Raw genomic sequence first — 18922 nt, 5'->3', positions numbered from 1 at the left:
CGCGGAATGGGCTTACGCCCACCACTACAACTCAGACGCCGCCCGAGCAGCCACCTACCAAGACTGGATCCATAGCTACAATCACCACAGACCCCATACAGGCATCGGCGGCAAATCACCCATCAACCGTGCTCACAACGTCAGTGGGAACAACAGCTAGCCCGTCGCCGGGGCACAGAGAGGGGCCCGACCGAAGTCGGGCCCCTCTCAATTCAACACAGCGATTCAGTTGAGCCGATACAGCGCAGAGTGCTTACTTGGATTCCTCCGCGGCAGCGACATCATCCTCGACGACGTCAGCTTCGACAGCAGCATCCTCGACGACGACCTCGGCCGGAGCCTCGGCATCGGGCGCTGCCGCGGCGGGCTTGGAAGCAGCCTTGGCGAAGGAGCGCTTGACCTTCGGGGTGACGGGCTCGAGAACGAGCTCCATCTGTACCATCGAAGCGTTGTCGCCCTTGCGGAAGCCGAGCTTCGTAATGCGGGTGTAACCGCCCTCACGAAGGGCAACCTGAGGTGCGATCTCGGTGAAGAGCTCGTGCACGACGGTCTTGTCGCCGATAGTGGCAAGCACGCGACGACGGGCGTGCAGGTCACCCTTCTTTGCGAAGGTGATCAGTCGCTCGGCGACCGGACGCAGGCGCTTGGCGCGCGTCTCGGTCGTCTTGATGGACTTGTGGGTGAATAGGGATGCGGCCAGGTTGGCGAGCATGAGGCGCTCGTGGGCCGGTCCGCCTCCGAGGCGGGCTCCCTTAGTGGGGGTAGGCATTGGTTATCTCCAGTATCAAAGTCGAAAGTCAGTCTGAACGACTGCTTTAGATGGTTTCTTCGTCGTAGCCGCTGTAGAAGTGGGCGCCGTCGAATCCGGGCACCGAGTCCTTCAGGGACAGTCCGAGCTCAACGAGCTTGTCCTTGACCTCATCCACCGACTTCTGTCCGAAGTTGCGGATGTTCATCAGCTGGGTCTCCGAGAGGGCGACCAGTTCGCTGACGTTGTTGATGCCCTCGCGCTTGAGGCAGTTGTACGAGCGAACCGACAGATCGAGGTCTTCGATCGGAATCGACAGCTCGGTCGACAGCACGACATCGACCGGCGCGGGGCCGATTTCGATGCCCTCGGCGGCGGTGTTCAGCTCACGGGCCAGACCGAACAACTCGGTCAGCGTACGACCGGCGGATGCGATGGCGTCGCGAGGCGAAATGGCCGACTTGGTCTCCACGTCAACGACGAGGCGGTCGAAGTCGGTGCGCTCACCGGCACGAGTTGCCTCGACACGGTAGGTCACCTTGAGCACGGGCGAGTAGATCGAGTCAACCGGAATCTGGCCGGCCTCAGAGTACTCGTTGCGGTTCTGGGTGGCCGACACGTAGCCGCGGCCGCGTTCGATGGTCAGTTCGAGTTCGAACTTTGCCTTGTCGTTCAGCGTGGCGATGACCAGCTCGGGGTTGTGCACCTCGACACCGGCCGGAGCCGAGATGTCGGCGGCCGTGACCTGGCCGGCACCCTGCTTGCGCAGGTACGCGGTGATGGGCTCGTCGTGCTCGCTGGAGATGACGAGGCCCTTGATGTTGAGGATGATCTCGGTGACGTCTTCCTTGACACCGGGAACGGTGCTGAACTCGTGCAGCACACCGTCGATCCGGATGCTGGTGACAGCGGCTCCGGGGATCGATGACAGGAGGGTGCGGCGCATCGAGTTGCCGAGGGTGTAACCGAAACCAGGCTCAAGAGGTTCGATGACGAACCTGGATCGGAACTCCGAGATGTTCTCTTCGGTGAGCGTGGGGCGCTGTGCAATAAGCACTGTTGATTCCTTTCGGCTAAGTGTCCGCTATATGACACTTGCGTGGCGAGGTTTTGAGTTGTGTGTCTCTCGACAAGCCCGACAATCGAGCACATCGTCGAACGAGGGAGGGGTGATGCCCCACGACCCGCCACAGCCGGGCCCGTCTTGTGACGGGCCCGGCCGATGGCGAGATGCCGGTTGGTTAGACGCGACGACGCTTGGGCGGACGGCATCCGTTGTGCGCCTGGGGGGTGACGTCGTTGATCGAACCGACCTCGAGGCCGGCGGCCTGGAGCGAACGGATCGCGGTCTCGCGGCCCGATCCCGGTCCCTTGACGAAGACGTCAACCTTCTTCATGCCGTGCTCCTGCGCCTGGCGGGCAGCCGACTCGGCAGCCAGCTGCGCGGCGAACGGGGTCGACTTGCGCGAACCCTTGAAGCCGACTCCACCCGAGGACGCCCAGCTGATGACCGCACCGGTGGTGTCAGTGATCGAGACGATGGTGTTGTTGAAGGTGCTCTTGATGTGGGCCTGGCCCACAGCGACGTTCTTCTTTTCTTTCTTGCGCGGCTTCCGAACGGCCGACTTTGGTGCTGCCATGAATTTCTCCTGAATCCTAAAGGCGAGACGGGCCAGGCCGAGGCCTAGCGCGCCTTCTTCTTGCCGGCTACGGTGCGCTTCGGGCCCTTGCGGGTGCGAGCGTTGGTCTTGGTGCGCTGGCCACGAACGGGCAGGCCCTTGCGGTGGCGGATGCCCTCGTAGCTGCCGATCTCGACCTTGCGGCGGATGTCAGCGGCAACCTCACGGCGGAGGTCACCCTCAACCTTGAAGGTTCCTTCGATGTAGTCACGGAGGGCGACGAGCTGCTCGTCACTCAGGTCCTTGACTCGGATGTTTCCATCGATTTCAGTGTCGGCGAGGGTCTTGAGTGCCCTCGTGCGGCCAACACCAAAGATGTAAGTCAGTGCAACTTCCACGCGCTTATCGCGAGGAATATCAACGCCGGCTAGACGTGCCATTGTGGCTTCTCCTGTATATGAGTGGAGGTCTGTGACAGTGCCTGTTCATCGGCCTCCAACCGATGGTGTCCCCCCGAAGGGTTCCCGGCGCTGCTATTTTCTGTATTCAGTTGCATCTCGACCGACTCGACCGTGATCGAGCCTGTCGAGATCAGCCCTGACGCTGCTTGTGACGAGGGTTCTCGCAGATGACCATCACGTTGCCATTACGGCGGATGACCTTGCACTTGTCGCAGATCTTCTTGACGCTGGGCTTGACCTTCATGGTGTGTCCTTGTATTCGCTGTCTTCGTACCCCAGGAACGCCTCGGGCCGTTACTTACAGCACTCTCTACTTGTAGCGGTAAACGATCCGGCCGCGAGTCAGGTCGTACGGGCTCAGCTCCACGATCACACGATCCTCCGGGAGAATACGGATGTAGTGCTGACGCATCTTGCCTGAAATGTGGGCAAGAACTTTGTGGCCGTTGCTCAACTCGACGCGAAACATCGCGTTGGGAAGAGCTTCGACTACCGCGCCCTCGATTTCGATGACACCGTCTTTTTTGGCCATAACTCACTATCGCTAGGGTATTGATTGCTGGTCGTGCGTGGATTGTGGTGCACTGATACGCCGCATACGTGCGCACAAGACACCAAGGATTTATTCTATGGTACGGAGTTGCCTTTTGGCAATTCTTCCCTATAATCCCTCGCGGGATTCTCCGCTCAGAGGGCCTTCTGCACCGCGGCCACGACCAGGACCACGTCGGCGAACAGCGGATGCGCGGCGTCCAGGCCGCACACCGACGCGGTGAACGATTCGGCTGTCTCGGCGCGCAGCATCCGTTGCAGCAGGGCGCTCTGCTCATCGTCGGCGACGTCGAACCGGAGTGCGGCTTCGACGGCTGCGAGCAGCGCGACCGGGCGGGTGCCGTGTTCGGCGATCTCGGCGGCAGGGCCGATGAACCGTTCGTGGCGGCTGAGCTTGCGCAGCGGCTGGCGGCCGACGCGCTCTACCGTGTCGGGCAGGGACGGGTTGGCGAAGCGCACCAGGATCTTCTCCCGGTAGGCGCGCTGGGCGTCTACGTCGAGGCCGTGCTTGGCCACGAGCAGGGCCGAGGTTTCCTCGAGCACCGCTCGGACGCCGTCCAGCACCGCCGGCACCAGGAGCGCGTCGGAGATCTTGGAAGCCCCGGCGACACCGCCGAGGTAGGCGACGGTCGCGTGTCCGGTGTTCACCGTGAACAGCTTGCGCTCGATATACGGCGCGAGATTGTCGACGAAAGTCGCACCCGGGATGACCGGCACGGCGCCGTTGAAGGCGCCCTGCTCGATGACCCACTCGTAGAAGGCCTCGACGGTTACGTCGATGCCGTCGCTCTCGGCCTGGCCGGGCACGATGCGGTCGACTGCCGTGTTGGCGAAGACGACGCGCTCGGCCACAGCCGCTCGCTCCGGCTCCGGCACGTTGGCCCAGAGCTGTTCGGCGAGGACATCCGTGGCGTTGATGGCGTTCTCGCACGCCATCACGGCCAGGGGCGGCAACTCGGCCGACCGCCGCCCCAGTCCGGCCGCGATGACCGGTGCCACGAAGCGGAGGACGGTGGGGCCGACCGCGGTGGTGACGATATCGGCCGTCGCGATCTCGTCGATCAGTACGGCCTCATCCGTGGCGCTGTTGATGGCCCGGAAAGTGTCGACCACGCGGGTGGTCGACACTTCCCCTGCCTCGTGCACGGCGTAGCTGCCGGCGGCCTGCAAAGCGTCGATCAGGGAGACATTCACATCGGCGAAGACAACCTCGTATCCGGCATCGTGAAGCAGGAGGCCGACAAATCCGCGGCCGATGTTCCCTGCACCGAAGTGAATGGCCTTCATTCTGCGTTTACCTCCTCGAGGAGCATGAAGATGTCCTCTGCTGTGACGGCGTCAATCAATTTCTGCACTTCGTCCTCGTCCGAGAAGACGATCGCGATCTTCTGCAGGATTTCGAGGTGCTCATTGTTGAGCCCCGCGATCCCGACGGCGAAACGCACCTGCTGGCCGTTCCAATCGATCGGTTCGGCGTAACGCACGAGCGACAGGGCCGACCGGACGATCGACTCCTTGGCGTCGTTGGTCCCGTGCGGGATCGCCAGGAAATTTCCCATATAGGTCGAGACGCTGGCTTCGCGGTCGAACATCGAGTCGACGTAGTTTTCGCGCACGGCGCCTGCGGTGACGAGCAGGGCGCCGGCCTCACGGATTGCGTCGAGCTTCGTGGTGGCCGACCCCGCGGCCACGACGTTGCCCAGTTCCAGAATGCGGTCGGTCATCGCGCTACCTCCTCGGCCGCCTGGCCCTGAATCAGGGCGACGACGTCATCGTATTTCGGGCTGTTCATGAAATTCTCGACCGAGACATGCGTCGAGTCAGGAGACTTCGACTGGGCCCGGGCGGTCAGGTCCTGGTGCGTGATGACCAGGTCGGCCGTGCCGTCGAGGTTCGCGATCGCCTGGTTGGTCACGGTGATGCCGTCGAGACCGGCCTTCTTGATCTTGTTACGCAGCACCGAAGCGCCCATGGCGCTGGAGCCCATTCCGGCGTCGCACGCGAAGATGATGTTCTTGACACGGCGAGCGGCGGTGGCCGAAGTGCCGGAGGCTCCGAGGCCGCCGAGGATGGTGCTGGCCTTGCCCTTGTTTGCTTCGGTCTTGGCGATGGCCTCGGCCATGTCACCGGTATCGCCGGCGGTCAGGTCGCGCTTGCGGCTGGCACGGAGGATGACGGCTGCGATCAGGAATGACACCGTGGCGGCGCCGATGACGGAGAGGATGACGCCGACGTAGCTGCCCGGGGCGGTCTGGATCAGGATAGCGATGATGCTGCCGGGTGAGGCTGGGGCGCGCAGGCCGGTTGCGAAGGCCACGTTGATGGCCACACCGGTCATGCCGCCGCCGACTGCGGCGAGGAGCAGTGCCGGCTTCATCAGCACGTACGGGAAGTAGATCTCGTGGATGCCGCCGAAGAAGTGGATGATGATGGCGCCCGGTGCGCTTGCCCGTGCGATGCCGACTCCAAAGAAGGAGAAGGCGAGCAGGATGCCCAAGCCGGGGCCGGGGTTCGCCTCGAGCAGGAACAGCACCGACTGGCCGTTTTCAGCAACCTGCTGCACACCGATCGGCGTGAGCACGCCATGGTTGATGGCGTTGTTGAGGAACAGGATCTTGCCGGGCTCGATGAAGATGCTGGCGATGGGCAGCAGGCTGTTGGAGACGAGCCAGTCGACGATCATCTCGAGGAAATTGCTGATCCCGGTCACGAGCGGGGCGATTCCGAAGAACGCACCCAGCGCGAGGATCATTCCGAGGATGCCGGACGCGAAGTTGTCGACCAGCATCTCGAACCCGGGCTTGATCTTGCCGGCCCAGAGGCTGTCAAGCTTCTTCAGGAGGTACGCGGATCCCGGGCCGACGATCATGGCGCCGATGAACATCGGGATCTCGCTGCCCACGATGACACCCATGGTCGCGATCGAGGCGATGACCGCACCACGCGTTCCGTAGACCATCCGGCCACCGGTGTTGGCGATCAGGAGCGGCAGCAAGTACACGATCATCGGTCCGACGAGCGTTTCCAAGGTCGCGTTCGGGGTCCAACCGGTCGGAATGAAGAATGCGGTGATCAATCCCCACGCGATGAATGCAGGGATGTTGGGCATGACCATTCCGCTGAGGAAGGTTCCGAAGCGCTGAACGTGCACACGGGTTCCTCCGCTCTTGGTCTTGGTAGCTGACGTCGTCGTCATTTCTCTGCCTTTCGTAGGGATGCGATGAGGAGTTGCCCCGTCACGTTGCGACTTATTCAAGTCTGACCAAGGTGGTCGTGCGGGGCCACCAGAGACTTTTCCGCACCCCCGGAAATCTCGTGGCAGAGATCCGGCCGGGAGCGGCGTGGGAGACTTGCTTTTTACTTGGGAGTTTCATGCGATGAGCGACAAACAGACACGGATGCTGGATTTTCTGTCGCAGACACCGGCCTGGGTTACCGCCGGCGAGCTTGCCGACCTCCTGGGCGTCACGCCCCGAACCGTGCGCAGCTACGTCACGAACCTGAAACTGGCAGCCGGGCCGCTCGAGATCATCGAGTCGGGGCCGGCCGGGTACCGGCTGGACCTCGAGGCGTTCGCCGTGTTCCGCGCCAGGGGGCGCATTCACTCGGACGAAGCCGAGACCCCGACGGATCGCCTTTACGCTTTGGTGCGCCGGCTCACGGAGTCCCACGAGGGGCTCGACGTCTACGCTCTGTCCGCCGAGCTGTTCGTCAGCGACTCCACGATCGACTCCGACCTGACCAAGGTGCGGCAGCTACTGCCCGCCACCGGGCTCACGCTCACCCGCCACGGCAGCGTGGTCACGCTCGCCGGCTCCGAGACCGACCGGCGGAGGCTGCTCAGCCGGCTGTTCCGCGAGGAGAGTTCGCGCGGTCTGCTCGAACTCGAGGCGATCCAGCGCGAGTTCGCCTCCGAGAGCCTCGGAGAGTTCAAGACGGATCTGATCGCGATGCTCGACTCGCAGGGGTATTTCGTCAACGAGTACGGCACCAACGACGTTCTACTCCATGTCGCCATCGCCATCGACCGGGTCACGAGGCGCACCTCCCCCGTGGTGGCCGAGACCGCGGCATCCGTCGGCTCCCCCGACGCGATGACCCTCGCCCTCTCCGGGCTGATCGTGCGCCACTTCCACGTCGAACTGGGTGTCGGTGACCTCGACTACATCGCACTCCTGCTCAAGACCCGGGTGATCACACCCGGGCAGGACCAGCCGGCGCAGGTTCTGATCGAGAGCTTCGTCCGCCCCGAAGATCTCGACGCCGTGCGCCGGATCGTCGGCCAGGCCGGGGACGAGTTCCTGCTGGACCTCGCGGAGGAGAACTTCATAGTGAGGCTCACGCTGCACGTGCGTAACCTGATCAACCGGGCGACAGACCGCTCGTACTCGCACAACCCGCTCACCAGGTCGATCAAGACGTCCTACCCGATGATCTATGAGGTCGCCGTCTACATCGCCAGCCAGTTGCAGCGGCAGGAGCAGATCGTGATCAACGACGATGAGATCGCGTACATCGCGATGCACGTCGGTGCCCACCTTCAGCAGCAGTCCCGGCGCGAGGACCTGGTCACGTGCGCTCTGATCTGCCCGAACTATTACGACATGCACGTGCTGCTGCGCGAACGGATCGAGCGGGTCCTCGGTGACGAGCTCGAAGTTGTGTCGGTGGTAACCCGCAGCGACGTCGACTGGAAGGCCCTGGATGCGAAACTCGTGCTCTCCACCATCGAACCGCAGTCGCCGGCCGAGGCCGTCATCGTGATCCAGCCGTTCCTGACCGAGGCCGACATCGACCGCGTGCGGAAGGCCGCCAGCCGCATCCGTCGTCTTCGCCGTCGCGCCGCTCTCAAGGACGAGCTGCTGCAATTCTTCGACGAGTCCCTGTTCGCGCACAACTTCCACGCCGCTGACGAGACCGCGATGATCCGCGCTCTCGGCGAACGGATGATCGCACACGGCGATATCGACGAGAGCTACATCGACGGCGCGATCGAGCGCGAGCTCATGTCGTCGACGGCGTTCACGGACAACGTGGCGGTGCCGCACTCGATGTCGATGACGGCAATCCGTACCTCGATCGCCGTCGTGATCAACGACACACCCATGGCGTGGGGCGAGAACCGCGTCAACGTGGTGGCGATGGTCGCTTTCAGCGCCGCCGGGCGCAAGAGCTTCCAGACCGTCTTCGACCAGTTCGTGGAGGTCTTCTCAGACCGGGCCGACGTGCAGCGGCTGGTCAAGCGGTCGGTGGACTTCGCATCCTTCATCGACGAGCTCGTGCACCTGATGGACCAGTAGGCCACCGGTCGGGCTACTTCTTTGTTTCAGCCCAGTCACGCGTCTTGTACGCATAGATCGCGGCATCGAGAGCTTCGTCGCCGTTCTGCGAGGCGAAGACGGTCTCCTCCAGCAGGGCGATGCCGACCCCGGCGTGCACGGCCTGAAGGCGGATCTTCTCAAACCTGGGTGCCAGGTGGGGACCCACTAGAAGCACGTCGACCGGGCCGAGGGAGGCCGGCAGATCCGATTCGCTCCCCGCGAAGACGTGGACATCCAGGCCGCGGGCCGCGGCGGTGTGCCGAACCCGATGTGCAACAAAGGCACTGGAGGCGCCAGCACCGCAGACGATGAGAATCTTCATGGAATCGCTCTTTCCCTGAGCCGCGACGGACGGTTTGCCCTCTTCTCCATCCTCCCGCCTCCGGAGTCCCGGAGAGACCAGATCCCCGCCCCCGAGCGCGGCTGGTTCGGGCCGTGTGTGGCTCCGGGAGCGGGTTCCGATTGCCGCGGGTGAGGGGCGATCGCGGGTGGCGGGTGAGTGGCGATTGGTCCATTTCTCGGACAGGCGAGAAGTTGACCGCAGCGCGGGGTGGATGCGCGCTGCAACCGCCGTCTCGTACGAGCCCGGAGCCCGGGGTCGACTCACCCCGAACGAATTCGACGGAGATTCTGCCCAAAACACCGCTTTCGGGCACGAAAACGGGTGTTTGACCCAAAATCTCCGTCGAATTGGTTTGGCATCCGGCACGGCATTTCGCGTGCGGAACGGCGTCCACGCAGTGCGGTGAGATCCGACGTTCCGTGTGCGGCTGGTTCGGGCCGTGTGCGGCTACGGGAGCGGAACGGGCGTGATGCCGAGCGGGGCCAGCCCCGCAGCGCCGCCGTCGGCGGCGGTGAGCACCCAGATGCCGTCCTTGTGCACGGCCACGCTGTGCTCCCAGTGCGCGGCGGCCAGGCCGTCGCTGGTGGCGACGGTCCAGTCGTCGTCGCGCACGAACGTCTCGATGGACCCCATGACGACCATGGGCTCGATCGCGATCACGAGACCGGGCTTCACGTCCGGACCCTTCTGGCGAACGCGATAGTTGAACACGGGCGGGGCCTCGTGCATGGACCGGCCGATGCCGTGACCGACATAGTCGGTGAGGATTCCGTAGTCCCCCTGAGACTCGACGTAGTCCTCGATGGCATCGCCGACCTCGTTGAGGTGACGCGCCACCGCGAGCCGGGCGATCCCGTGCCACAGCGACTGCTCCGTGACGTGCGACAGTTTCTCGCGCTCGGCGACGACCTCGGGCCGGGCCGGGTCCGGAATCACGAAGGAGAAGGCCGCGTCGCCGTTCCAGCCGTCGATGATGGCACCGCTGTCGATCGACACGATGTCGCCGGCGGCGAGCACGCGAGCCCCCGGGATGCCGTGCACGACATCCTCGTTGACGGACGCGCAGACCGTGTGGTGGTAGCCCTGCTCCAGCTTGAAGTTCGGCAGGCCGCCTCGAGCCACGATGGCCGCCTCGGCGGCCGCGTCGAGCTCGAGGGTGGTCGCACCGACCCGGATGGCCGCCCGGGCCGCGTCCAGGGATGCGGCCGTGGCCAGTCCGGGCGCGATCATCAACCGCATCTGCGCCGGCGACTTGTAGATGGATCGTCGAAGGCTCATCGTGAAGATCTCTGCAAACTGCTGAGGACGCGCACGCCGGGCGTGCACGACCGGGTTAGGAGGCGCTGGCTGCGTCTCCGCTGGTGACGGGCACGCTGGTGACGGGCACGCTAGTGACGGGCACGCTGGTGACGGGCACGCTGGTGACGGGCACGGAGAGTCCGCGCCCGGTCAGCGCCGCAAGGATGCGCCCGGTCACTTCGTCGACGGCGCCGAGGCCGTCGACCGTGACCACGAGACCGCGGGAGGAGTAAACGTCGATCAGCGGAGATGTCTGCTCCTCGTAGACGGAAAGGCGGTGCCGGATGACGTCAGCGGTGTCGTCCGCACGCCCCTGCTCGGCGGCACGCTTGAGGAGTCGGGCGACGACCTCTTCGGTGTCGGCGACGATCAGCACGACGGCGTCAAGTGCGTCACCGTTGGCCTCCAGCAACCGGTCCAGTTCCAGAACCTGCTCCTGCGTGCGCGGGTAGCCGTCCAGCAGGAATCCCCCGGAAGCGTCGGGCTGCTGCAACCGATCGGACACGATCGCGTTGGTGAGGGAATCGGGCACGTACGCGCCGGCATCCATGAACGCCTTGACTTGAAGACCCAGCTCGGTGTCGTTCTTCACGTTGAAGCGGAAGATGTCACCGGTGGAGATGGCCGGAACGTCGAAGGCCTCGGACAGGCGCTCGGCCTGAGTTCCCTTGCCCGCGCCGGGCGGGCCGATCAGCAGCAAACGGGTCATCGGAGAAGCCCTTCGTAGTGGCGCTGCTGGAGTTGCGCGTCGATCTGTTTGACCGTCTCGAGTCCGACACCGACCACGATCAGGATGCTGGCGCCACCGAACGGGAAGTTCTGGTCGGCTCCGATCGCGGAGAACGCGATCAGCGGCAGCAGGGCGATCAGGCCCAGGTACAGGGCACCGGGCAGCGTCACCCGGGTGAGAACGAAGTCCAGGTACTCGGCGGTCGGACGACCGGCACGGATGCCCGGGATGAATCCGCCGTACTTCTTCATGTTGTCGGCGACCTCTTCGGGGTTGAAGGTGATCGCGACATAGAAGTAGGTGAATCCGACGATGAGGAGGAAGTACAGCGCCATGTAGAGCGGATCGTTGCCCTGCGTGAGGTTGTTGGTGACCCAGGTGACCCACGCTGCCGGCGCCTGTCCGGCCGCCGGCTGGTTGAACTGCGCGATCAGGGCCGGAAGGTACAGCAGTGACGACGCGAAAATGACGGGCACGACGCCGGCCATGTTCACCTTGATCGGGATGTACGTGTTGTTCCCGCCGTAGGTGCGGCGTCCGACCATCCGTTTGGCGTACTGCACCGGGATGCGACGCTGGGACTGCTCGACGAAGACCACCGCGGCGACCACGACCAGACCGACCGCGATCACAATCATGAGGATGTCGAGGCCCTTCTGCTGCCCGATGGAGGCGAGCGATCCCGGAAAGAGGGCTGCGATCGAGGTGAAGATCAACAGTGACATGCCGTTGCCGATGCCGCGCTCGGTGATGAGCTCACCCATCCACATGATCAGGCCGGTGCCGGCGGTCATGGTGATGACCATGAGCATGATGGCGTACCAGGCGTCGTTGGTGAGCAGCTGCGAGCACTCGGCGCTGGCGGACGTGCCGTAGAGCGCTCCGCTGCGGGCCACCGTGATCAGCGTCGTCGACTGAAGGATCGCGAGGGCGATGGTGAGGTACCGAGTGTACTGGGTGAGCGTGCCCTGTCCGGACGCGCCTTCCTTGTGCAGTGTCTCAAAATGTGGGATGACCACGCGCAGGAGCTGCACGATGATCGAGGCCGTGATGTACGGCATGATGCCGAGCGCGAAGACCGACAGTTGCAGCAGCGCGCCGCCGCTGAAGAGGTTGACGAGCTCATAGAGGCCGCTGGCGTCCTGGTTCGCCGCCAGACACGATTGAACGTTTCCGAAGTCGACGAAGGGGGCAGGGATGAACGAGCCCAGTCGGAACAGGGCAACGATACCCAAGCTGAACCCGATTTTCCTGCGCAGGTCGGGTGTGCGGAATATCCGCGCGATGGCGCTGAACACAATGCCTCCAGTTAATAACGTGAAAAACGAGCTTGTCGAGACCAGCATCGAAAGATTTCGATTGGTGGCCTCGACAAGCTCGCTCAGCGTCTACGGACTTACTTGATTGAGCCACCCGCAGCGACGATCTTCTGCTCTGCTGAGCCGGAGACCTTATCCACTGCAATGTTCAGCTTAACCGCAATGTCACCATTGCCGAGAACCTTGACCTTCTCGTTGTCGCGAACGGCACCCTTGGCGACCAGGTCGGCGATGGTTACATCGCCGCCGTTCGGGTAAAGCTCGGCGAGCTTCTCGAGGTTGACGACCTGGTACTCGACGCGGAACGGGTTCTTGAACCCGCGCAGCTTCGGAGTACGCATGTGCAGCGGCATCTGGCCACCCTCAAACCCGATGCGCACGTTGTAGCGCGCCTTCGTACCCTTGGTTCCACGGCCGGCGGTCTTACCCTTGGATCCTTCACCACGACCGACACGCATGCGCGACTTCTTGGCTCCGGGGGCGGGGCGAAGGTGGTGAACCTTCAGAACCTGCTCGCGCTTCTCGGTCGGAGCAGCCTTCACTGCGACCTTGGCGGAGGCAGCCTTTTTGGGGGCTGCCTTCTGTGCAGTGGCGGGCTTGGCGGCTGCCGTGGCAGCTTCCTTCTCGTCAGCCATTAGTCAATCTCCTCGACCTTTACGAGGTGAGCAACGGTGTTGACGTAGCCACGGTTCTGCGAGTTGTCCTCGCGAATCGTGACTGCGCCAATGCGCTTGAGACCCAGGCTGCGAAGCGTGTCGCGCTGGTTCTGCTTCTCACTAATTTTGGACTTGATCTGTGTCACTTTGAGGCGAGCCATCAGGCACCTGCCTTTGCTGCCGCTGCAGCTGCTGCTGCGGCGGCGTCGGCACGCAGGAAGCGCGCCGGAGCGACGTCTTCGTACGCGAGGCCACGACGAGCCGCGACTGCACGCGGCTCTTCGAGCTGGTGCAGGGCCTCGACCGTGGCGTGAACGATGTTGATGGTGTTCGACGAACCGAGCGACTTGCTGAGGACATCGTGGATGCCCGCGCACTCGAGAACGGCGCGCACCGGGCCACCGGCGATAACGCCGGTACCGGCGGCGGCGGGACGCAGCAGGACGACGCCGGCTGCGGCTTCACCCTGCACGGGGTGCGGGATCGTCAGACCGACGCGGGGAACGCGGAAGAAGTTCTTCTTCGCTTCTTCGACGCCCTTGGAAATGGCGGTCGGCACCTCGCGGGCCTTGCCGTATCCGACGCCGACGAGGCCGTTTCCGTCACCGACGACGACGAGAGCGGTGAAGCTGAAGCGACGACCACCCTTCACCACCTTGGAAACGCGGTTGATGGTGACGACGCGCTCCAGGAACTGGCTCTTGTCGGCATCGCGGCTTCCGCGGTCCTTGTTCGGGTTGCGCTCACGACCGCCACGACGAGCCTCACGAGGCTCGTTCTGGGCAGGTGCCGTTGAGGCAGCGGTTTCGACGGGTGCCTCTGCGGCCACCACGGTCTCCTTGGTTGCTGTGCTAGCGGTTTCAGTGCTCACAGGTTCAATCCACCCTCTCGAGCTCCATCGGCGATCGCAGCGACGCGTCCTGCGTACTTGCTTCCGCCACGGTCAAATACGACAGCGTCGATGCCGGCGGCCTTCGCACGCTCGGCGACGAGTTCGCCGACCTTGCGGGCCTTGGCGGTCTTGTCACCATCGAAGGTGCGCAGACCGTCTTCGAGCGTGGACGCCGAAGCAAGGGTGAAACCCTTGCTGTCATCGACGACCTGCACGAACACGTGGCGAGCCGAACGGGTCACGACGAGACGCGGACGAAGCGCGGTCCCCTCGATCTTTTTGCGAAGACGTGCATGCCTGCGTCCGCGGGCAGCGGCCTTGCTCTTACCTCTAGTTCCGAGACCCATGGTTATTTACCACTCTTTCCGGCCTTGCGGCGAACAATCTCGCCGGCGTAACGCACACCCTTGCCCTTGTAGGGCTCCGGCTTGCGAATCTTACGGATGTTGGCGGCGACCTCGCCGACAGCCTGCTTGTCGATGCCACCAACCGTGAGGCGGTTGACGCTCTCCACGGTGAGGGTGATGCCGGCAGGTGCCTCGACGAGGACCGGGTGCGAGAAGCCGAGGGCGAACTCGATCGAGCTGCCCTTCTGGGCGACGCGGTAACCGGTACCGACGATCTCGAGAGACTTGGTGTAACCCACCGTCACCCCGATGATCTGGTTTGCGATCAGCGTGCGAGTCAGTCCGTGCAGCGAACGCGAGTTGCGCTCGTCGTTCGGGCGTGTGACGACGACGTGGCCGTCCTCGATCTTGACCTCGATGGGGTTCGCGACGGTGAGCGCGAGCTCGCCCTTCGGACCCTTGACGTTGACGCGCTGGCCTTCAGTGGCGACCGTGACATCCGCGGGAATCGGGATGGGAAGTCTTCCAATACGTGACATTGTCGGCTACCACACGTAGGCGAGAACTTCTCCGCCTACGCCCTTCTTCTCAGCCTGGCGGTCGGTGAGCAGACCGCTGGAGGTGGACAGGATGGCAACGCCGAGACCACCGAGAACGGTGGGGATTTCGGTCGACTTCGCGTACACGCGCAGGCCGGGCTTGGAAACCCGCTTGATGCCGACGATGGAACGCTCGCGGTTCGGACCGAACTTGAGGTTGAGCGTGAGGGTCTTGCCGACCACTGCATCCTTGACATCCCACGCCGAGATGTAACCCTGGGCCTTGAGAATGTCTGCGATGTTCGCTTTGAGCTTGCTGTGCGGCATGGACACGGTGTCGTGGAACGCCGAGTTAGCGTTGCGCAGTCTGGTCAGCATGTCTGCGACCGGATCTGTCATTGTCATTTGTGGTGCCTTTCTCGCCTGGTTTCGTTCATCCGTTACACGGGTGACGACCTTGGTCGTGGTGGGGCTGGACGGTTGTCCAGCCCCGGATTTGTACTACAAGAGCCAAAGAGCTACTTTACTTGGTGTTTTCGGCCGTCTTGAACGGGAAGCCCAGCGCCTTGAGCAGCGCGCGGCCTTCTTCGTTGTTCTTGGCCGTCGTCACAACCGTGATATCCATACCGCGGATACGGTCGATCCGGTCCTGGTCGATCTCGTGGAACATGACCTGCTCGGTGAGACCGAAGGTGTAGTTACCGCTGCCATCGAACTGCTTGTCGCTCAGACCACGGAAGTCGCGGATGCGCGGAAGCGCCAGGCTCAGGAGCCGGTCGAGGAACTCCCACATGCGGTCACCACGAAGTGTGACGTGCGTGCCGATGGGCTGTCCTTCACGCAGTTTGAACTGCGCGATCGACTTACGGGCCTTGGTGACCTGCGGCTTCTGACCGGTGATCTTGGTGAGGTCGGAGACGGCGCCATCCATGATCTTGCCGTCGCGTGCTGCCTCGCCGACACCCATGTTCACAACGATCTTGACCAGGTTCGGAATCTGGTGAACGTTGGTGAAGCCGAGGTCCTTGCTGAGCTGGGCCATGATCTCATCGCGGTACTTCTGCTTGAGACGCGGCAGGGCGGCCTCAACGGGCGCTTCTGCTGCTGCAACTGAAGTGTCGGTCATCAGAGGTCCTTCCCTGACTTCTTGGCGTAACGGATGCGGACTGTCTTGGTGACGCCGTCTTTCGTTACTTCTTCGAGGCGGAATCCGACGCGAGTCGGCTTCTTGGTCTCCGGGTCGACGAGGGCCACGTTGGACACGTGAATCGGCGCCTCCATGGTCTCGATGCCGCCGGTCTTGGTGCCGCGCTGGGTCTGGCCCACGCGAACGTGCTTGGTGACGAAGTTGATGCCCTCAACGAGGACCCTGTTCTTCTCCACCAGGATGGCAATGACCTTGCCCTGCTTGCCACGGTCTCCGCCGCGGGCCTGGGTGCGGCCGGTGATGACCTCTACGAGGTCACCCTTTTTGAGTCTGGCCATGATTTAGATAACCTCCGGTGCCAGCGAGATGATCTTCATGAACTTCTTGTCGCGAAGCTCGCGACCGACCGGTCCGAAGATTCGGGTGCCGCGGGGGTCACCTTCGTTCTTCAAAATCACTGCGGCGTTCTCATCGAACTTGATGTACGAACCGTCTGAACGACGGGTCTGCTTTTTGACGCGAACGACGACGGCCTTGACGACGTCGCCCTTCTTGACGTTGCCGCCCGGGATCGCGTCCTTGACCGTGGCGACGATGGTGTCGCCGAGGCCTGCGTAGCGACGGCCGGAGCCGCCGAGCACGCGAATGGTCAACAGCTCCTTGGCACCCGTGTTGTCGGCAACCTTGAGTCGTGATTCTTGCTGAAGCACTTTTTATACCCTTCTATCAAGTAAGCGCGAGGCTTACTTGGCCTTCTCGAGGATCTCGACCAGGCGCCAGCGCTTGGAGGCGCTGAGCGGACGGGTCTCACTGATCAGGACCAGGTCGCCGACGCCGGCGATGTTCGCCTCGTCGTGAGCCTTCAGCTTGGACGTACGGCGGATGACCTTGCCGTACAGGGGGTGCTTCACGCGGTCTTCGACCTCGACAACGATGGTCTTGTCCATCTTGTCGCTGGTCACGTAACCACGCAGCGTCTTGCGGTAGCCGCGAACGAGAGCCTCAGCCTCGGCAGCGACGACCTTTTCGTCAGTCTTCGCCATGACTAGGCCTCCTTCGTCTGGGCGGCGTCGGCCGCAGCGGAGTCGTCGACGGACTCCACTGCAGGCTTGGCCTTCTTGGTCTTCTTCTCAGCCTTGGCCGGAGCCTCGACTGGTGCGGGAGTCGGACGAATGCCCAACTCGCGCTCACGGAGAACCGTGTAGATGCGAGCGATGTCGCGCTTGACCGCGCGGAGGCGGCCGTGGCTCTCGAGCTGGCCGGTGGCCGACTGGAAGCGAAGGTTGAAGAGTTCTTCCTTCGCTTTCTTCAGCTCATCGAACAACCGCTCGTTTTCAAAAGTGTCGAGCTCGACTGAGGCGAGCTCCTTGGATCCGATCGCCATTATGCGTCGCCCTCCTCGCGCTTGATGATGCGTGCCTTCAAGGGCAGTTTGTGGATAGCGCGGGTCAGCGCTTCCTTTGCGACGATGTCAGTGACACCGCTGAGTTCGAAAAGCACGCGACCGGGCTTGACGTTGGCAACCCACCACTCGACGGAACCCTTACCGGAACCCATGCGGGTTTCGGCCGGCTTCTTGGTGAGCGGGCGGTCCGGGTAGATGTTGATCCAGACCTTGCCGCCGCGCTTCATGTGACGGGTGATCGCGATACGAGCGGACTCGATCTGACGGTTGGTCACATAGGCGGGCGTGAGGGCCTGGATGCCGTACTCACCGAACGACAGCTCGGTACCACCGGTTGCGTGGCCGGTACGGCCCGGGTGGTGCTGCTTGCGGTGCTTGACTCTGCGTGGAATCAACATGGTTATGCCTCAACTCCTGCTGCAACCGGTGCCGCTGCCTCTGCACGGGGCGCACGACGCGGTCGGTCGTCACGACGCTCGGGGCGGGTCGACTTAGCGTTGGCCTGCTCGCGAGCGAGTTCCTTGTTGGTGATGTCGCCCTTGTAGATCCAGACCTTCACGCCGATGCGGCCGAAGGTGGTCTTGGCTTCGTAGAACCCGTAGTCGATGTTCGCGCGCAGAGTGTGCAGGGGCACACGGCCTTCGCGGTAGAACTCCGAACGGCTCATTTCGGCGCCACCCAGGCGACCGGAGACCTGGATGCGAACACCCTTGGCACCGGCGCGCTGGGCACCCTGCAGGCCCTTACGCATCGCGCGGCGGAATGCCACGCGAGCGGAGAGCTGCTCGGCGATGCCCTGAGCGACCAGCTGAGCGTCGACCTCGGGGTTCTTCACCTCGAGGATGTTCAGCTGGATCTGCTTGGCGGTGAGCTTCTCGAGGTCGGAGCGAATGCGCTCAGCCTCCGCGCCGCGGCGACCGATCACAATGCCCGGACGGGCGGTGTGGATGTCGACGCGAACGCGGTCACGAGTGCGCTCGATCTCGATGCGGGACACGCCGGCGCGGTCGAGACTGGTGCTCAACAGGCGGCGGATCTTGACGTCTTCAGCGACGAAGTCGCTGTAACGCTGGCCCGGCTTCGTGCTGTCAGAGAACCAACGCGACACGTGGTCGGTCGTGATTCCCAGACGGAAGCCATAGGGGTTTACTTTCTGACCCATTACTTCGTACCCTCCTCAGGAGTGGCGAGCACAACCGTGATGTGGCTCGTGCGCTTCTTGATCTGGAATGCGCGACCCTGTGCACGGGCCTGGAAACGCTTGAGGGTCGTACCCTCGTCAACGAACGCCTGGCTGACGAACAGGTCCTGCTCGTCGAGGAAGGTGTTGGCTGCATCAGCCTTGACTCGCGCGTTGGCGATTGCCGAGGCAACCAGCTTGTACACCGGGTCGCTCGCGCCCTGCGGCGCAAACTTCAGAATTCCCAGGGCCTCGAAGGCCTGCTTGCCGCGGATCAGGTTGACAACGCGACGAGCCTTCTGGGGGGTAACGCGGATGTGACGCACGCGTGCGATCGACTCCACCATTTCTTATCCTCCTTCAC

Annotated in this window: 28 protein-coding genes and 1 pseudogene; 2 read left to right on the top strand and 27 right to left on the bottom strand. The window is 63.3% G+C overall.

What is annotated here, in order from left to right:
* A partial coding sequence (locus E3T34_RS03080) for an integrase core domain-containing protein (RefSeq protein ID WP_166785824.1) occupies positions 1-160 on the top strand: 160 nt, incomplete at its 5' end.
* 93 nt (positions 161-253) lie between these two features.
* Here E3T34_RS03080 and rplQ read toward each other — a convergent pair.
* From rplQ to E3T34_RS03035, 9 genes are all read right to left on the bottom strand, one after another.
* Positions 254-769, bottom strand: coding sequence for a 50S ribosomal protein L17 (gene rplQ / locus E3T34_RS03075; protein ID WP_104100944.1), 516 nt, complete (start codon positions 767-769; stop codon positions 254-256).
* A 46-nt stretch (positions 770-815) separates the two neighbouring features.
* Complete coding sequence (locus E3T34_RS03070; protein ID WP_104100945.1) at positions 816-1805, bottom strand: DNA-directed RNA polymerase subunit alpha; 990 nt, start codon at positions 1803-1805, stop codon at positions 816-818.
* A gap of 184 nt (positions 1806-1989) precedes the next feature.
* Positions 1990-2388, bottom strand: a complete 399-nt coding sequence (rpsK, locus tag E3T34_RS03065; RefSeq protein ID WP_022883249.1) for a 30S ribosomal protein S11 — start codon at positions 2386-2388, stop codon at positions 1990-1992.
* Between the two features lie 44 nt (positions 2389-2432).
* Entirely contained in the window at positions 2433-2807 is a 375-nt protein-coding gene (rpsM, locus tag E3T34_RS03060; protein WP_104100946.1) for a 30S ribosomal protein S13, read from the bottom strand.
* A 151-nt stretch (positions 2808-2958) separates the two neighbouring features.
* Complete coding sequence (rpmJ, locus tag E3T34_RS03055) at positions 2959-3072, bottom strand: 50S ribosomal protein L36 (RefSeq protein ID WP_035834639.1); 114 nt, start codon at positions 3070-3072, stop codon at positions 2959-2961.
* A gap of 66 nt (positions 3073-3138) precedes the next feature.
* The gene (infA, locus tag E3T34_RS03050) at positions 3139-3360 is read right to left on the bottom strand and encodes a translation initiation factor IF-1 (RefSeq protein WP_055965022.1); all 222 of its coding nucleotides are present in this window, start codon (positions 3358-3360) and stop codon (positions 3139-3141) included.
* A 155-nt stretch (positions 3361-3515) separates the two neighbouring features.
* On the bottom strand, positions 3516-4667 hold the full coding sequence (locus E3T34_RS03045; protein WP_134342152.1) for a mannitol-1-phosphate 5-dehydrogenase: 1152 nt from the start codon (positions 4665-4667) through the stop codon (positions 3516-3518).
* Entirely contained in the window at positions 4664-5104 is a 441-nt protein-coding gene (locus E3T34_RS03040; protein ID WP_104100948.1) for a PTS sugar transporter subunit IIA, read from the bottom strand. Before E3T34_RS03040 ends, E3T34_RS03045 begins: the two co-directional genes overlap by 4 nt.
* On the bottom strand, positions 5101-6576 hold the full coding sequence (locus tag E3T34_RS03035) for a PTS mannitol transporter subunit IICB (RefSeq protein WP_134342150.1): 1476 nt from the start codon (positions 6574-6576) through the stop codon (positions 5101-5103). The genes E3T34_RS03040 and E3T34_RS03035 overlap by 4 nt, the downstream gene beginning before the upstream one ends.
* Positions 6577-6757: 181 nt before the next feature.
* Between E3T34_RS03035 and E3T34_RS03030 the strand changes: the two genes are divergently transcribed.
* Positions 6758-8680, top strand: coding sequence for a BglG family transcription antiterminator (locus tag E3T34_RS03030; RefSeq protein WP_134342148.1), 1923 nt, complete (start codon positions 6758-6760; stop codon positions 8678-8680).
* Between the two features lie 13 nt (positions 8681-8693).
* Here E3T34_RS03030 and E3T34_RS03025 read toward each other — a convergent pair whose 3' ends face one another.
* The 18 genes and pseudogenes from E3T34_RS03025 to rplV all read right to left on the bottom strand — a co-directional run bounded on the left by E3T34_RS03025 (position 8694) and on the right by rplV (position 18905).
* Positions 8694-9023, bottom strand: a complete 330-nt coding sequence (locus tag E3T34_RS03025; protein WP_104171764.1) for a PTS sugar transporter subunit IIB — start codon at positions 9021-9023, stop codon at positions 8694-8696.
* 468 nt (positions 9024-9491) lie between these two features.
* On the bottom strand, positions 9492-10322 hold the full coding sequence (gene map / locus E3T34_RS03020) for a type I methionyl aminopeptidase (RefSeq protein ID WP_134342146.1): 831 nt from the start codon (positions 10320-10322) through the stop codon (positions 9492-9494).
* 157 nt (positions 10323-10479) lie between these two features.
* A pseudogene (locus tag E3T34_RS03015) lies at positions 10480-11052 on the bottom strand (adenylate kinase); the annotation flags it as partial.
* On the bottom strand, positions 11049-12371 hold the full coding sequence (secY, locus tag E3T34_RS03010) for a preprotein translocase subunit SecY (protein WP_104171762.1): 1323 nt from the start codon (positions 12369-12371) through the stop codon (positions 11049-11051). The gene secY and the pseudogene E3T34_RS03015, both read right to left, overlap by 4 nt.
* 98 nt (positions 12372-12469) lie before the next feature.
* The gene (rplO, locus tag E3T34_RS03005; RefSeq protein WP_104100954.1) at positions 12470-13027 is read right to left on the bottom strand and encodes a 50S ribosomal protein L15; all 558 of its coding nucleotides are present in this window, start codon (positions 13025-13027) and stop codon (positions 12470-12472) included.
* On the bottom strand, positions 13027-13209 hold the full coding sequence (gene rpmD / locus E3T34_RS03000) for a 50S ribosomal protein L30 (protein ID WP_174235710.1): 183 nt from the start codon (positions 13207-13209) through the stop codon (positions 13027-13029). Before rpmD ends, rplO begins: the two co-directional genes overlap by 1 nt.
* Complete coding sequence (rpsE, locus tag E3T34_RS02995; protein WP_369827970.1) at positions 13209-13919, bottom strand: 30S ribosomal protein S5; 711 nt, start codon at positions 13917-13919, stop codon at positions 13209-13211. The genes rpmD and rpsE overlap by 1 nt, the downstream gene beginning before the upstream one ends.
* On the bottom strand, positions 13916-14287 hold the full coding sequence (rplR, locus tag E3T34_RS02990; protein ID WP_134342143.1) for a 50S ribosomal protein L18: 372 nt from the start codon (positions 14285-14287) through the stop codon (positions 13916-13918). Before rplR ends, rpsE begins: the two co-directional genes overlap by 4 nt.
* Positions 14288-14289: 2 nt before the next feature.
* Positions 14290-14826, bottom strand: coding sequence for a 50S ribosomal protein L6 (gene rplF / locus E3T34_RS02985; RefSeq protein WP_104100956.1), 537 nt, complete (start codon positions 14824-14826; stop codon positions 14290-14292).
* Between the two features lie 6 nt (positions 14827-14832).
* Positions 14833-15231, bottom strand: coding sequence for a 30S ribosomal protein S8 (gene rpsH, locus E3T34_RS02980; protein ID WP_104100957.1), 399 nt, complete (start codon positions 15229-15231; stop codon positions 14833-14835).
* A 118-nt stretch (positions 15232-15349) separates the two neighbouring features.
* Positions 15350-15952: a 50S ribosomal protein L5 gene (gene rplE / locus E3T34_RS02975; protein WP_104100958.1), complete on the bottom strand. Its 603-nt coding sequence runs from the start codon at positions 15950-15952 to the stop codon at positions 15350-15352.
* On the bottom strand, positions 15952-16311 hold the full coding sequence (gene rplX / locus E3T34_RS02970) for a 50S ribosomal protein L24 (RefSeq protein WP_104171759.1): 360 nt from the start codon (positions 16309-16311) through the stop codon (positions 15952-15954). The genes rplE and rplX overlap by 1 nt, the downstream gene beginning before the upstream one ends.
* A 3-nt stretch (positions 16312-16314) precedes the next feature.
* Complete coding sequence (gene rplN, locus E3T34_RS02965) at positions 16315-16683, bottom strand: 50S ribosomal protein L14 (protein WP_104100960.1); 369 nt, start codon at positions 16681-16683, stop codon at positions 16315-16317.
* Positions 16684-16716: 33 nt separating this feature from the next.
* Positions 16717-17016, bottom strand: coding sequence for a 30S ribosomal protein S17 (rpsQ, locus tag E3T34_RS02960; RefSeq protein WP_104100961.1), 300 nt, complete (start codon positions 17014-17016; stop codon positions 16717-16719).
* Between the two features lie 2 nt (positions 17017-17018).
* The gene (rpmC, locus tag E3T34_RS16805) at positions 17019-17357 is read right to left on the bottom strand and encodes a 50S ribosomal protein L29 (protein ID WP_134342141.1); all 339 of its coding nucleotides are present in this window, start codon (positions 17355-17357) and stop codon (positions 17019-17021) included.
* Positions 17357-17776, bottom strand: coding sequence for a 50S ribosomal protein L16 (rplP, locus tag E3T34_RS02950; RefSeq protein WP_104100963.1), 420 nt, complete (start codon positions 17774-17776; stop codon positions 17357-17359). Before rplP ends, rpmC begins: the two co-directional genes overlap by 1 nt.
* A gap of 2 nt (positions 17777-17778) precedes the next feature.
* Positions 17779-18540 carry a 30S ribosomal protein S3 gene (rpsC, locus tag E3T34_RS02945; RefSeq protein ID WP_104100964.1) on the bottom strand — a complete coding sequence of 254 codons (762 nt, stop codon included), beginning with the start codon at positions 18538-18540 and terminating at the stop codon, positions 17779-17781.
* Positions 18540-18905 (bottom strand): 50S ribosomal protein L22, encoded by a 366-nt coding sequence (gene rplV, locus E3T34_RS02940; protein ID WP_104100965.1) that lies wholly within the window; start codon positions 18903-18905, stop codon positions 18540-18542. The genes rpsC and rplV overlap by 1 nt, the downstream gene beginning before the upstream one ends.
* Positions 18906-18922: the final 17 nt, after the last annotated feature.

Origin of the sequence: Cryobacterium sp. TMT1-62 (assembly GCF_004403145.1) — a bacterium.
Taxonomy (GTDB): Bacteria; Actinomycetota; Actinomycetes; order Actinomycetales; family Microbacteriaceae; genus Cryobacterium; species Cryobacterium sandaracinum.
This window is presented reverse-complemented; position numbering and strand designations above follow the sequence as displayed.

What these genes read in the sequence shown, in the direction of transcription:
- rplQ (WP_104100944.1), bottom strand. Translation starts at nt 769, where the DNA reads ATGCCTACCCCCACTAAGGGAGCCCGCCTCGGAGGCGGACCGGCCCAC.
- rpsK (WP_022883249.1), bottom strand. Translation starts at nt 2,388, where the DNA reads ATGGCAGCACCAAAGTCGGCCGTTCGGAAGCCGCGCAAGAAAGAAAAG.
- rpsM (WP_104100946.1), bottom strand. Translation starts at nt 2,807, where the DNA reads ATGGCACGTCTAGCCGGCGTTGATATTCCTCGCGATAAGCGCGTGGAA.
- rpmJ (WP_035834639.1), bottom strand. Translation starts at nt 3,072, where the DNA reads ATGAAGGTCAAGCCCAGCGTCAAGAAGATCTGCGACAAGTGCAAGGTC.
- infA (WP_055965022.1), bottom strand. Translation starts at nt 3,360, where the DNA reads ATGGCCAAAAAAGACGGTGTCATCGAAATCGAGGGCGCGGTAGTCGAA.
- E3T34_RS03045 (WP_134342152.1), bottom strand. Translation starts at nt 4,667, where the DNA reads ATGAAGGCCATTCACTTCGGTGCAGGGAACATCGGCCGCGGATTTGTC.
- E3T34_RS03040 (WP_104100948.1), bottom strand. Translation starts at nt 5,104, where the DNA reads ATGACCGACCGCATTCTGGAACTGGGCAACGTCGTGGCCGCGGGGTCG.
- E3T34_RS03035 (WP_134342150.1), bottom strand. Translation starts at nt 6,576, where the DNA reads ATGACGACGACGTCAGCTACCAAGACCAAGAGCGGAGGAACCCGTGTG.
- E3T34_RS03030 (WP_134342148.1), top strand. Translation starts at nt 6,758, where the DNA reads ATGAGCGACAAACAGACACGGATGCTGGATTTTCTGTCGCAGACACCG.
- E3T34_RS03025 (WP_104171764.1), bottom strand. Translation starts at nt 9,023, where the DNA reads ATGAAGATTCTCATCGTCTGCGGTGCTGGCGCCTCCAGTGCCTTTGTT.
- map (WP_134342146.1), bottom strand. Translation starts at nt 10,322, where the DNA reads ATGAGCCTTCGACGATCCATCTACAAGTCGCCGGCGCAGATGCGGTTG.
- rplO (WP_104100954.1), bottom strand. Translation starts at nt 13,027, where the DNA reads ATGGCTGACGAGAAGGAAGCTGCCACGGCAGCCGCCAAGCCCGCCACT.
- rpmD (WP_174235710.1), bottom strand. Translation starts at nt 13,209, where the DNA reads ATGGCTCGCCTCAAAGTGACACAGATCAAGTCCAAAATTAGTGAGAAG.
- rplR (WP_134342143.1), bottom strand. Translation starts at nt 14,287, where the DNA reads ATGGGTCTCGGAACTAGAGGTAAGAGCAAGGCCGCTGCCCGCGGACGC.
- rplF (WP_104100956.1), bottom strand. Translation starts at nt 14,826, where the DNA reads ATGTCACGTATTGGAAGACTTCCCATCCCGATTCCCGCGGATGTCACG.
- rpsH (WP_104100957.1), bottom strand. Translation starts at nt 15,231, where the DNA reads ATGACAATGACAGATCCGGTCGCAGACATGCTGACCAGACTGCGCAAC.
- rplE (WP_104100958.1), bottom strand. Translation starts at nt 15,952, where the DNA reads ATGACCGACACTTCAGTTGCAGCAGCAGAAGCGCCCGTTGAGGCCGCC.
- rplX (WP_104171759.1), bottom strand. Translation starts at nt 16,311, where the DNA reads ATGGCCAGACTCAAAAAGGGTGACCTCGTAGAGGTCATCACCGGCCGC.
- rpsQ (WP_104100961.1), bottom strand. Translation starts at nt 17,016, where the DNA reads ATGGCGAAGACTGACGAAAAGGTCGTCGCTGCCGAGGCTGAGGCTCTC.
- rpmC (WP_134342141.1), bottom strand. Translation starts at nt 17,357, where the DNA reads ATGGCGATCGGATCCAAGGAGCTCGCCTCAGTCGAGCTCGACACTTTT.
- rplP (WP_104100963.1), bottom strand. Translation starts at nt 17,776, where the DNA reads ATGTTGATTCCACGCAGAGTCAAGCACCGCAAGCAGCACCACCCGGGC.
- rpsC (WP_104100964.1), bottom strand. Translation starts at nt 18,540, where the DNA reads ATGGGTCAGAAAGTAAACCCCTATGGCTTCCGTCTGGGAATCACGACC.
- rplV (WP_104100965.1), bottom strand. Translation starts at nt 18,905, where the DNA reads ATGGTGGAGTCGATCGCACGCGTGCGTCACATCCGCGTTACCCCCCAG.